The sequence below is a fragment of the Enterococcus sp. AZ011 genome (assembly GCF_050548355.1).
GTDB classification, from domain to species: domain Bacteria; phylum Bacillota; class Bacilli; order Lactobacillales; family Enterococcaceae; genus Enterococcus; species Enterococcus faecalis.
This window is the reverse complement of sequence record NZ_CP172959.1, coordinates 852,089-865,000: the sequence shown is the minus strand read 5'-3', so window position 1 is coordinate 865,000 and position 12,912 is coordinate 852,089. Positions and strand designations below refer to the sequence as shown.

Sequence of the window (12,912 nt, the reverse complement as noted above, 5' to 3'; positions counted from 1 at the left end):
TGGTGTTCCTCCATATATCTACGCATTTCACCGCTACACATGGAATTCCACTCTCCTCTTCTGCACTCAAGTCTCCCAGTTTCCAATGACCCTCCCCGGTTGAGCCGGGGGCTTTCACATCAGACTTAAGAAACCGCCTGCGCTCGCTTTACGCCCAATAAATCCGGACAACGCTTGCCACCTACGTATTACCGCGGCTGCTGGCACGTAGTTAGCCGTGGCTTTCTGGTTAGATACCGTCAGGGGACGTTCAGTTACTAACGTCCTTGTTCTTCTCTAACAACAGAGTTTTACGATCCGAAAACCTTCTTCACTCACGCGGCGTTGCTCGGTCAGACTTTCGTCCATTGCCGAAGATTCCCTACTGCTGCCTCCCGTAGGAGTCTGGGCCGTGTCTCAGTCCCAGTGTGGCCGATCACCCTCTCAGGTCGGCTATGCATCGTGGCCTTGGTGAGCCGTTACCTCACCAACTAGCTAATGCACCGCGGGTCCATCCATCAGCGACACCCGAAAGCGCCTTTCACTCTTATGCCATGCGGCATAAACTGTTATGCGGTATTAGCACCTGTTTCCAAGTGTTATCCCCCTCTGATGGGTAGGTTACCCACGTGTTACTCACCCGTCCGCCACTCCTCTTTCCAATTGAGTGCAAGCACTTGGGAGGAAAGAAGCGTTCGACTTGCATGTATTAGGCACGCCGCCAGCGTTCGTCCTGAGCCAGGATCAAACTCTCATAATAAAAGTTAGAACAATCTTGCGATTGTTAAGCTCAATTTGTTTGCTAGCATATTGCTTGCTTGTTAAAAATGTTTGTTGTCTTGAATTGAATCAAGACGCCCTACACATTTGGTTCGTCTATTCTTTGTTCAGTTTTCAAAGGTCTACGTTACCTCGCAGCAACTTTTATATCATAACAAACTTTCGTTTGAATGTCAAGAACTTTTTTAAAAAAGTTTTTTTAAGTTGTTTTGCTCGGTCGTTGCCGTCTGCTGTGACAACTTCTATATCTTATCATTATCTCAGTTGTTTGTCAACAACTTTTTAAAACTTTTTTGTTATTTTATAACAAGTTTTTTTGATCAAATGATTGATTTAAAAGCAATCTCTTTAACGACTTTGTTATTCTAACATGTTATTTATCTTTTCGTCAAGAAAAATTTTTAACTTTTTAAAACTTTTTTCTTAACGAACTGTTTGTCAGAACAGATATTAATATACCAAGGATTTTTCTAAAACGCAACTATTATTTTGCAGAAAAATAACATTTTTTTCAATTTCGAACGATGAATATTTTCTGCAAAGAAAACATTCGTTTCTTTATCTTATAATCCCTTTTCTCTTACTGAAATGTTCGTTAATCATTCGTAAAAAAAGCAACGTACTTTATTGTACGTTGCTCTCTTCTTTTATTCCAGCGATTGGAATAAAAATTCTAAAGATTGTTCCTTGATGCAATACGCTTTCTGCATCAATACGTCCTTTATAGTTTTCGACTAATTGTTTTGCAATCGATAGACCTAAGCCATTACCGCCTTTATTTCTTGCACGGGCTTTATCTACTCGATAGAATCGATCAAATATTTTCTCCAAGTCTTCTTCAGTGATTCCTTCACCAAAATCTTGCACAGCTATTTCAAATTCATTCATCGTTCGAGAAATGGAAATATGCACTTCTTTTCGATCTGTTGAATATTTAATCGCATTATCTAATAGAATAATTAGCAATTGTTCAAAGTGATTACGATAGATTTTCAGTTCAACTTCGGTTGGTAAATCGTCATCTAATGTGATATGAAACTCAGGATAAACCAATTGGAAGTTATTAAATACTTGGTAGACTACTTGTTTAGCATCTGTTCGTTCATTTGCATATTGGGTGTCCACTTGTTCAGCGCGTGAAAGGTCAAGCATTTCTTGGACCAAACTCTTCATACGACTAATTTCTTGTAAACTGGCCTTTAATGATTCATCTAAAATTTCAGGATCGTCTTTCCCCCAACGATTTAAAAGGTTTAAATGGCCTTCCATAATCGCAACGGGCGTTCTTAATTCATGGGAAACATCTTCAACAAACTGCTCTTGTTGTTCGATATAGCGTCTCATACGATCTAACATTTCATTAAAGATTTCCGAGATATCTGCTAACTCATCTCTCGTATTAATCTCCGGCATGTGGACATCTGATTGCGGGTCTTTGCGGATTGTATCCATCGTATCTCTCAATACTTTTAATGGTTTTAAGAAATAAGAAGAGAGGATAAAGCCTAAGACACTACTTACAATCAGAGAAATCACTTCTAAAACTACAAGTGTTAATAATAAATGATTACGAATTTCATAAAAAGAAGAAAGTTCATAAAACGCTTGAATATAGCCAATCTTTTCTCGTGTTTCTTTTGAAAAAATAGGTTCCACGGAATAAAAACCGGTTTTATCAAAAACGGTTCGAACAACAGGTAATTGTCGATCCAATTGTAATAACTTATCATATTCATTTTGTGTTTTAAAAACTAGCTTTTGGTTTGTGTCATACACAGATAAATAAAGTTCTGGTTGTCCTAGTTCAGATATGAAACTGTCCATTTCCATAAACGAACCTTCTACTGCTGTATGCTTATTATAGTAGTTTTCATCTCTTTCACTCGGCGTTTTTAAATAGTCAAAAACGTCTGTTACCGTTAAATTTTCATTGGCATTAGCTAATCGATTTGTTACTTCTGCAATCGTTGCTTCGACATTTTCCTTTTCTTTGGCAACAATAAGACTAACAGAAGACTTATAGGTAATCACCGCAAAAATGGTAAAAACTACAAATATAAAGAAAGAACTTGCGAAAGCCCACTTTATAGTTAAAGATGGGCCTTCCAGTTCTTTTTTAATCGTTCTTTTCATTAATTAGTTCTCACGAACGCATAACGTAGCCAGTTCCACGGACAGTTTGGATGTAGCTTTCTTCTCCAGGTACGTCAATTTTATTTCGTAAGTAGCGGATATACACATCCACAACGTTTGTTTCTACTTCTGTTTCATAGCCCCAAACTTTATTTAGTAACACATCACGTGCCAAGACAACATTCACGTTTTCCATTAGCGTTAATAGTAATTCGTATTCGCGTTTTGTTAATTCAATCATTTCAGAATTACGACGAACGACACGATTTTCTTTTTCAATTGTTAAGTCACGATATGTAATCGTTGTTTGTTTTGCAACGTTTTTATCGCCCTCAATATCAATACGACGAAGTAACGCACGTAAACGAGCTAACAATTCTTCAATTGCAAATGGTTTAACAATATAATCATCCGCTCCATGGTCTAAACCAGAAACACGGTCAATTACTGAATCACGCGCAGTCATCATAATAATTGGTGTATTTTTCACTTGGCGAACACGGCGACATACTTCTAATCCATTCAATTCTGGTAACATCAAATCAAGAAGGATAGCATCCCATTCGTTGTTAAGAGCGGCTTCCAATCCTGTACGACCATTGTAGTGTACTTCTGTCGTATACCCCTCATGTTTTAATTCAAGCTCAACGAATCTCGCTAAGTTCTTTTCATCTTCAATAATTAAAATGTTGCTCATTTGATTAATTGTCCTTTCTCTTTAAAAGCTATACTCAAGCTCAACCTTTTTATTCCTTACTACTTATTAGAGAATTACTACTCAATCTGTCTGGTTCTTTTTTAAGCCACAGTAAAACCATGAGCATGGTGAGCCACACTCATGGTCTCCAGCGTGTTTATTCTTCGTTGTACCAGCTGTAATGGTAGATTCCTTCTTTGTCTGTGCGTTCGTACGTATGAGCACCGAAGTAATCACGTTGTGCTTGAATTAAATTCGCTGGTAAGCGATCTGAACGATAAGAATCGTAATAAGCAATTGCAGATGAGAATGTTGGTACAGGAACACCTGCTTGAACAGCAATCGCAACAACTTCACGAACGGCTTGTTGATATTTTTTCGTAATTTCTACGAAGTATTCATCTAACAACAAGTTTTCAAGTGCTGGATTTTTTTCATATGCATCGGTAATTTTTTGTAAGAATTGTGCACGGATAATACAACCTGCTCGCCAGATTTTTGCAATTTCACCAAATGGTAAATCCCATCCGTATTCTTCAGAAGCTGCACGGAGTTGTGCAAAACCTTGCGCATAACTCATTAATTTACTAAAGTATAATGCTTCGCGAATTTTTTCAATCAATTCTTTTTTATCACCTGCAAAGTTAAAGGCTGCAGGTTTTGATAAAATGCCACTTGCTTTTACGCGTTCTTCTTTGTAAGCCGAAATAAAACGTGCAAATACTGATTCTGTAATTAATGGTAATGGTACGCCAAGATCTAACGCACTTTGGCTTGTCCATTTACCTGTTCCTTTGTTGCCTGCTGCATCAAGAATAACATCAACGATTGGTTGGTCGGTTCCTTCATCATCTTTACGTGTCAAAATGTCAGCCGTGATCTCGATAAGGTAACTGTCTAATTCGCCTTCGTTCCATTCTTTGAAAATCTCTGCCATTTCATCAACAGATAAACCTAAGATTTGTTTCATTAAATCGTAGGATTCAGCAATTAATTGCATGTCCCCATATTCAATCCCATTATGAACCATTTTTACATAATGTCCAGCACCATTTGGGCCAATGTAAGTCACACATGGTTCACCGTCTTCTGCTTTAGCTGAAATTTTTTCAAGAATTGGCGCAACTAACTCATACGCTTCTTTTTGTCCGCCAGGCATGATAGACGGTCCTTTCAAGGCTCCTTCTTCTCCGCCAGAAACGCCAGTACCAATAAAGTTAATTCCTGAGTTTGCTAGTTCTTCATTACGTCGCATTGTGTCTTTGAAGAACGTATTACCGCCATCAATTAAGATGTCGCCTTTATCAAGGTGTGGTAACAATTCTTGGATTGTCGCATCTGTTGCAGGTCCAGCTTTAACCATCAACATAATTCGACGAGGTTTTTCAATTGCATTCACAAATTCCTCAATTGAGTATGTTGCTTGAAAGTTTTTGTCAGGATGTTCTTCAACCACTTCTGTTGTTTTTGATCCTGTACGGTTATACAGCGCAACTGTATAGCCTCTGCTTTCAATGTTTAAAGCAAGATTTTTTCCCATGACAGCCATGCCGACTACGCCAAATTGTTGTTTTGTCATTTTATGACCTCCTATATTATAATCAACGAAAATTCTATGAGCATTCTCTTATAATCCTCACTATTATAACGCACTATCTTTCATATGAAAACAATATAGTGCCAATAAATTTCCAATTTCTTCATATTTTCTTAAAAAAATACAAATCCCCTAGGCTCCATGGTTAGCCTAGGGGATTCAACATTTCAAAAAATGTTTTTATGCTTATGCTTCTTTAGACATTACGTCTTTTCCATCGTAGTGACCACATGCTGGACATACGTGATGGCTTTTTTTCATTTCACCACAGTTTGAGCATGCATTTAAGCCTTTGATTGTTAATTTGTAGTGTGTGCGACGTTTTGCTTTTTTCGCTTTAGAAGTTCTTCTAGCTGGTACTGCCATTGTTGTTCCACCTCCTTGTAAAGATGCGTGTATTTACATACACAATATATTCCAACCTAGCTGTTATCTTCCTCTTCAGCATTATCGCTGAGTAATTCTGATAGTTTAGCCAGACGAGGATCCACTGTTTGTTCTGCTGCTTTCTGCTTACTTTCCAAATATGCTTCTTCTGAAATCACTTCCCAGTCATTGCCACTTGGCATTTCTTGACTGTTTTGTTCTTCTTCCGTAAGCACTTGAATTGGAATGGACAATAGAATGTTGTCTTCGACAGATTCATCTAAATCAATTGTTGGCTTGTCCAATAAAATAATCTCTTCAGCTGCAAATCGTTCATCTCTTGTATCCATTTGTTCTTTTGTCATAAAGACTTCATCGACCGTGATTTGCATTGGCAAAGCCACAGGTTCTAAAGAACGGGATGAAGGAACGGTTACAGTTACCTGAATAGTGTAATGAAGTAAATATTCTGATTTATTGACTGCTAATAAGCCTTCTACTTTGATTGGACTAACATCCAACAAGGTATCATCTCGTTGAAGAAGCTCTTCTTTAAGATGCAATGTTTCTGAAAACACTAGCGGCTCTTCTTTGTATTTATTTAATTCTAACAAAGACCACTTCATAATTATCACTCCTAAGCAACAAAAGCTATTATACAGGGGTATGAAAGCTTTGTCAATGAAATTTTCTTGACAGCCCTTTCTTATTTCCTGTTTTTCTTTCGTTTTTTTTATAATTGTTTTTCTGTTGAAGATAACTTAGCGCTTATTTAATTAAATAACAAAATTTTTGTGTGAAATAACATAAATAATTTAAAACTCAGACATAATTTTACTATTTGCGCCCAACTCTTTATTTACTGAATACGTGTTTTCTGAACATTTCATACCACTGTCTTCCTTGTAAAAAAAGCTGAGACAAACTGACGAATCGGTTTGTCCCAGCTTTGCGTCCGAGTACATATTGCTTAAAATCAAATGATTGAATTAATTAGACTTAGATAGCTGTTGTTGCTCCGCGGTAAACAATACCACGACGAGGATCAACAGTAATCACTTCGTCATTATTAATTAATGATGTTGCATCTGCAGCACCTACGATAACTGGAATATTTTGCGCAATCGCTACAACAGCTGCATGAGAAGTTAAACCACCTTCTTCAACAACTAATGCTGATGCTTTTTCAATTGCAGGCATGTATTCTTTATCTGTTGTTTTTGTAACTAAAATAGCTCCTTCAGTCGCTTTAGCAACTGCTTCTTCAGCAGTTCCTGCAACAACGGCTTTTGCAATAATTGCTTCTTCGCCGACACCTTGACCTTGAACTAATTTAGAACCGATCATTTGAATTTTCATTAAGTTTGTTGTGCCTTTTTCGCCAACTGGAACACCAGCAGTGATAATGATTAAATCACCTTCTGAAGCATAACCTTCTTCTTGTGATACTTTTGAAGCTAAATTAAACATTTCATCTGTGCTTGATGGTTTGTCAGCAACTGTTGCGTAAACACCCCATGATAATGATAAGCTACGTGCTTTTTGTTCTGAGAACGTAATTGCAACGATATGTGCTTTTGGACGGTATTTAGAGATCATACGTGCTGTATGGCCTGATTCTGTTGCCGCAACGATTGTTTGGATACCCAAGTTACGTGCTGTATGGCCAACAGATTGTCCGATTGCTTCAGTCATATCTGTTTTGCTATATAATTTCAATGCGAATGAATCTTGGTTAACTAATGTTTCTTCTGTACGAACTGCAATACGAGCCATTGTTTGAACAGCTTCTAATGGGTAATCCCCTGCTGCAGTTTCGCCTGATAACATTACTGCATCTGTTCCATCGTAGATTGCGTTTGCTACGTCATTTGCTTCCGCACGTGTTGGACGTGGGTTACGTTGCATTGAATCTAACATTTGTGTTGCAGTGATAACTGGTTTACCTAAAGCATTACATTTTTTAATTAAAGCTTTTTGGACAACTGGAACATCTTCTGTTGGAATTTCAACACCCATGTCACCACGAGCAACCATTAAACCATCAGAAACTTTTAAGATTTCATCGATATTATCGATACCTTCTTGGTTTTCGATTTTAGGAATGATTTGGATGTGTGTTGCGTTTTCTTCTTCTAAAATTTTAGTGATTTCTAAAACGTCAGAAGCACGACGAACGAAGCTAGCTGCGATAAAGTCAATTCCTTGACCAATTCCGAAACGGATATCGTTAGCATCTTTTTCAGTGATCCCTGGTAAGTTTACAGAAACGCCTGGTACGTTAACGCCTTTTTTGTTTTTCAAGACGCCTTCGTTTTTAACAACTGTTACGATTTCGTTTGCATCACGGTCGATATCAGTTACTTCTAAATCGATTAAACCATCATCTAAAAGAATGTGTGAACCTACGTTTACATCATTGATTAATTCTGGATAAGTGATTGAGAATTTTTCATTTGTTCCTAAAACTTCTGTCATAGAAATACGTACTGAGTCACCAATTTTCATTGTGATTGCGCCATTTTCCATGTCATTTGTGCGGATTTCAGGACCTTTTGTATCTAGTAAGATCGCTACGCGTTTCCCTGTAATTTTTACAGCTTCACGAATGTTTTTAATACGAGCACCATGCTCTTCGTAGTCACCATGTGAAAAGTTCAAACGGCAAACATTCATACCTGCATTAATTAAGTTTACTAGCATATCAACGGATTCACTAGCTGGTCCAATCGTACATACGATTTTCGTTTTTTTCATTACTAAAACGCTCCTATTCCAAATTTGTTTATACAAAGCTAATAAGATTAGCTAATATACAAGATTAAAAAGAAATTTCATGATTTAACTCATAAAGAGATAAATCTGGTTTGTGTTTATTGTTTTCTAACGTATCAATAATATCAGCTGCAACTACTTGGTTATCTAACATACCGATACATAAACCGCCTTTGCCTTCTTTTAGAAGTTCAACAGCATATGACCCAAATTTACTTGCTAATACACGGTCACGAGCACTTGGCGAGCCCCCACGAACCACGTGTCCTAAAATTGATACACGCGTATGGAAATCACCGTATTCAGAAAGTTTATCAGCAAATTCATTTCCACCCATTACGCCTTCTGCTAAAATGATTAAGCAATGTTTTTTCCCGCGGTCGCGGCCTTCTTGAATACGTTTGGCAACGTTTTTCATATCAAAATCATGTTCAGGAATAATGATTTCATCTGCTCCGCCTGCCACGCCTGACCACAATGCGATATCACCAGCGTTACGTCCCATTACTTCGATAACGAATGTACGAACATGAGAAGTTGCTGTATCACGAATTCGGTCAATTGATTCCAAAACAGTGTTAATCGCTGTATCAAAACCGATTGTGAAATCTGTTCCAGGAATATCATTATCAATTGTTCCAGGAATTCCAACAGCGGGGAAACCACGTTTTGTCAAAGCCATTGCGCCATGATAAGAACCGTCTCCACCAATAACAACTAAGCCTTCAATACCGAATTTTTTCAATTGTTCGATTCCTTTTAATTGCCCTTCTTCAGTAGCAAATTCAGGATAACGAGCAGAGTACAAGAATGTTCCACCACGTTGAATCTTATCGCCAACGTCAGCAACATCTAAACGACGGATGTCGCCTGCGACTAAACCGGCAAATCCATAGTTAATACCGTAAACTTCGATTCCATCAAAAATACTTTTGCGTACGACTGCACGAATTGCAGCGTTCATTCCAGGGGCATCTCCCCCGCTGGTTAAAATACCAATGCGTTTCATTCGCTATTTCACCTCATATAATATACTTTCAACTGCCAAAAGAAACCTTTTCGCAAAAATTGATATACAAAAATATTACGTCATTCATTTTACCATTAAAGAACCAAAATGTCTTGAGTTAAGAAGAAAAAAATGAAAAAAGTTGAAAACAACTAGTATTTTTTACCGTAAATCATTTGAAAATGACGTTTTGCTCGCCTAAAACGTAAGCTAATTGTTGCTGACTAGCGCTTGTATGAGCGACCCAATTTTCTTCATTTAATACTATTTTCTTTCCTGTTTTTTCAAAATAGACAATCACTGGAATATGTCCAGCGTGACGACTGAGTACCTCTTTCATTTTCTGAAAAACGTCCGTTTGTTCGACATCTTTTGTAATTCTGATAAAACACGTTTCGTCACTAATTGATGTTTCTACTTGTTGCGCTTTTTCTATTCGTTGAACCAATATTTGCAATTCTTGATTGTAAGTACTGCGTTCCACTTTTCCTTCCACATAATAAACTTGCCCTTTCTCGACACTCTGTCTTAACTGGCGAAAAACGGTTGGGAACAACGTTAGTGAAATACTTCCTGTTGTATCATCCCCATCAACAAAGGCCATTTGTTCTCCCTTTTTGGTCCGAATCGTCCGAATGTTTTTGACATAAATCAATAATTTCGTGGGCTGATTTTCAACAAGTTCATGAACAAGTTGCGTTTGCTTGGCTAAGCGTGTTTTTTTGAACTCTTCTGTCGGATGTCCTGATAAATAGACCCCTAAATATTGTTCTTCTTGTTCTAGTCGCTCTTCTAACGGATAATCGGCAATTTCTTCTTCCTTGGGCTTCAATGTTTCTAACAAATCCATACTACCACCGCTGAGAAGAATACTTTGGATATTACTCTCTAAACCTACCGCTAATTGACGGCGATTAGGCGCAATTTCGTCAAATGCACCGATGGCAATCAATGGTTCGATATTTTCAACTTTCAACCACTTACGGTCAATTCGCAAAAGAAACTCATCGAACGTTTTGTACGGTCCATTTTCTCGGCGTTCATTTAAAATATTTTGAATGAAGTCTCGGCGGATTCCTTTTAAAGAACTAAAACCAAATAAAATTTGCTGTTGCTGATTTAGGTAAAAGCTGTAGTGACTTTGGTTAATTGACGGCTGCAAAATCGTCTGCTTGTTTTTTCTAGCTTCGCCAATATATTCTTTAATTTTTGTTGGATTATGACGAACAGAATGCAACAATGCGACATAAAAAGCACTCGGATAATGAACCTTCAAGTAAGCCATTTGAAAACCAATAAAGGAATAGGCAAATGCATGCGAGCGGTTAAAGCCATAATTAGCAAAGCGCTCAATATAATCGTACACTTGGTTAGCTGTTTCTTGGGGATAGCCTTGTTGTAACGCACCATTAACAAAATGATTCCGTTCTTCATCTAGCACATCTTTTTTCTTTTTACTAATGGCCCGACGTAAAATGTCAGCTTGCCCTAAAGAGAAGCCAGCCATTTTCGCAGCAACTTGCATAATCTGCTCTTGGTAAACAATAATTCCGTACGTATTTTCCAAAATGGGGGCGAGACTAGGCTCTGGATAACTAATTTGTTCCAAGCCTTTTTTCCGGCGGATGAAAACATCAATATTTTGCATCGGACCAGGACGATACAGGGCATTGACAGCAGCAATATCTTCAATGCTAGTTGGCCCTAATTTTCTTAATACATTCCGAATTCCAGCAGATTCAAACTGAAAAACACCACTTGTTTCCCCTTTTCTAAATAAAGCCAGCGTCGTTTCGTCATCTAATGGAATCTGATTCAAACGAATGGTTTGATTATAGACGCGTTTAACAGCTGTGAGGGTATCATCAATGATGGATAAATTTCTTAAGCCCAAGAAATCCATTTTCAGAAGACCAATTTTTTCAACATCATTCATAGTAAATTGGGTCAATAAAATTTCATTCGATCCTAGTTGTAACGGAACCAAATTCAAAAGATTTTCATCACTAATTACCACACCTGCTGCGTGCGTAGAAACATGGCGAGGCAATCCTTCTAGCTGAACAGCTGTTTTATAGAGCAATTGATTATTTGGTGAAAAATTGACCAATTCTTGCATCCGTTTTGACTCTTGGTATGCTTCTTCTAACGTAATTTTCAGCTTGTTGGGGACAGCTGCCGACCAACGATTCGCTTCACTCTGGGACAACCCGAAAACACGTGCAACGTCCCGTAAAACCATTTTCGCAGCCATCGTACCAAACGTGGCAATTTGCGCCATGTGATAATGACCATATTTTTGACTGACATAAGCTAAAACTTCCTCCCGCCGATTATCAGGAATATCTAAATCAATATCGGGCATCGTGTAGCGTTCCGGATTCAAAAAACGTTCAAAGAGCAAATCATATTTGATTGGATCTACATCTGTAATTGATAGCACATAGGACACTAAAGAGCCTGCAGCTGAACCTCGGCCAGCGCCTGTAACAATTTGATTGTTATGACAGAAGTCCATCACATCCCAAACGATTAAAAAGTAATCATCAAAGCCCATATTGTGAATGATGGTTAACTCTTTTTCTAATCGTTTTTGGTAAACTTCATTTAGATGAGGCACTCTTTCTGGTAATTTTTCTAAACACAATGTGCGTAAATAAGAACCAGCCGTTTGATTATCAGGCACAGGAAAATGCGGTAATAATTTTTGATGTAAAGGAATGTCAACTCGGCAATTTTCAGCTAGCTGAATCGTATTCTGGACCACTTCTGCACCAGCTATTTGAAGCATTTGTTCCATCGTCGTCTCTGCTTCACGCAAGTAATTCAGACCTTCTATTTCCGGTGTTTGGCTTGTAATATTCAATTGATTATTTTCTTTGATGCTCTCAAGAACAGTTACGGCAAAGCCTTCTTCCCTTGTTAAATGACGTACCTCTTGCAAAGCCACGCCAGGTAATTGTTCTCTTTGGTAAAAAGAAAAGAGCGCTGGATTGCGTTGTTGATTCATTGAAAAAGAATGTTCAACAAATAACGACTGGGGATCAAAATATGAAGCAAGTTGTTGGAAAGCGTGAACCGCTTGTTGTTCATCTTCAAAAAATGTTTGGGCGACTTCTCCTTTGGCTGACAAAGTCACGGCAAATAAATCACTTAATAAGGATTGATGTTCCGCTAAGTAAAAGGGACCCTCTGTCGTCATTTTGCTGCTAGATAGTTGCATTAATTGCTGATACCCTTTTAAATTTTTAGCAAATAAAAGCAACTCGGAATGCCCTTCTTTTTCTGCTGGGGTATATTCTAATCTTAAACCGATAATTGGTTGAATTCCCGCTTCTTGGCATGCTTCATAAAATTCAACCACCCCATGCAAGACATTGATATCGGTAATCGCTAATGTTTGATAACCTAACGCTTTCGCTTGTTTTACATAGGAACGAATCCTAACCGTACTAGATAAAAGCGAATAGGAAGTAACGGTATGTAATTGTGGAAATGACATTGGACAGCTCCTTTTTGAATCCTTGCTATTTTTTGCCTCTTCTCTTATTTTCCTATCGCGGATTCTTTACTTTT

Annotated in this window: 8 protein-coding genes and 1 rRNA gene (1 of these 9 running past the window's edge); all 9 read right to left on the bottom strand. The window is 37.9% G+C overall.

The window, feature by feature from the left end:
* Window positions 1-739: ribosomal RNA gene (locus IGL36_RS04195) — 16S ribosomal RNA — on the bottom strand; it reaches 822 nt to the left of the window's first position.
* A gap of 644 nt (window positions 740-1,383) precedes the next feature.
* Window positions 1,384-2,892: a HAMP domain-containing sensor histidine kinase gene (locus IGL36_RS04190; protein WP_002363430.1), complete on the bottom strand. Its 1,509-nt coding sequence runs from the start codon at window positions 2,890-2,892 to the stop codon at window positions 1,384-1,386.
* A 10-nt stretch (window positions 2,893-2,902) separates the two neighbouring features.
* Window positions 2,903-3,589, bottom strand: coding sequence for a response regulator transcription factor (locus IGL36_RS04185; protein WP_002355954.1), 687 nt, complete (start codon window positions 3,587-3,589; stop codon window positions 2,903-2,905).
* 157 nt (window positions 3,590-3,746) lie between these two features.
* Complete coding sequence (gene gndA, locus IGL36_RS04180) at window positions 3,747-5,168, bottom strand: NADP-dependent phosphogluconate dehydrogenase (RefSeq protein ID WP_002355953.1); 1,422 nt, start codon at window positions 5,166-5,168, stop codon at window positions 3,747-3,749.
* A gap of 204 nt (window positions 5,169-5,372) precedes the next feature.
* Window positions 5,373-5,552, bottom strand: coding sequence for a 50S ribosomal protein L32 (gene rpmF / locus IGL36_RS04175; RefSeq protein WP_002355952.1), 180 nt, complete (start codon window positions 5,550-5,552; stop codon window positions 5,373-5,375).
* 56 nt (window positions 5,553-5,608) lie between these two features.
* Window positions 5,609-6,178: a YceD family protein gene (locus IGL36_RS04170; RefSeq protein ID WP_002363429.1), complete on the bottom strand. Its 570-nt coding sequence runs from the start codon at window positions 6,176-6,178 to the stop codon at window positions 5,609-5,611.
* Between the two features lie 373 nt (window positions 6,179-6,551).
* A complete protein-coding gene (gene pyk, locus IGL36_RS04165) occupies window positions 6,552-8,309 on the bottom strand; it encodes a pyruvate kinase (protein ID WP_002355949.1) in 1,758 nt (585 codons plus the stop codon).
* A 64-nt stretch (window positions 8,310-8,373) separates the two neighbouring features.
* Window positions 8,374-9,336, bottom strand: coding sequence for a 6-phosphofructokinase (gene pfkA / locus IGL36_RS04160; protein WP_002355947.1), 963 nt, complete (start codon window positions 9,334-9,336; stop codon window positions 8,374-8,376).
* A 172-nt stretch (window positions 9,337-9,508) separates the two neighbouring features.
* Entirely contained in the window at window positions 9,509-12,838 is a 3,330-nt protein-coding gene (dnaE, locus tag IGL36_RS04155) for a DNA polymerase III subunit alpha (protein WP_002405021.1), read from the bottom strand.
* Window positions 12,839-12,912: the final 74 nt, after the last annotated feature.

Excerpts from the sequence above, each read along its gene's own strand:
- IGL36_RS04185 (WP_002355954.1), bottom strand. The coding sequence starts at position 3,589 with ATGAGCAACATTTTAATTATTGAAGATGAAAAGAACTTAGCGAGATTC.
- pyk (WP_002355949.1), bottom strand. The coding sequence starts at position 8,309 with ATGAAAAAAACGAAAATCGTATGTACGATTGGACCAGCTAGTGAATCC.
- gndA (WP_002355953.1), bottom strand. The coding sequence starts at position 5,168 with ATGACAAAACAACAATTTGGCGTAGTCGGCATGGCTGTCATGGGAAAA.
- IGL36_RS04190 (WP_002363430.1), bottom strand. The coding sequence starts at position 2,892 with ATGAAAAGAACGATTAAAAAAGAACTGGAAGGCCCATCTTTAACTATA.
- pfkA (WP_002355947.1), bottom strand. The coding sequence starts at position 9,336 with ATGAAACGCATTGGTATTTTAACCAGCGGGGGAGATGCCCCTGGAATG.
- dnaE (WP_002405021.1), bottom strand. The coding sequence starts at position 12,838 with ATGTCATTTCCACAATTACATACCGTTACTTCCTATTCGCTTTTATCT.
- rpmF (WP_002355952.1), bottom strand. The coding sequence starts at position 5,552 with ATGGCAGTACCAGCTAGAAGAACTTCTAAAGCGAAAAAAGCAAAACGT.
- IGL36_RS04170 (WP_002363429.1), bottom strand. The coding sequence starts at position 6,178 with ATGAAGTGGTCTTTGTTAGAATTAAATAAATACAAAGAAGAGCCGCTA.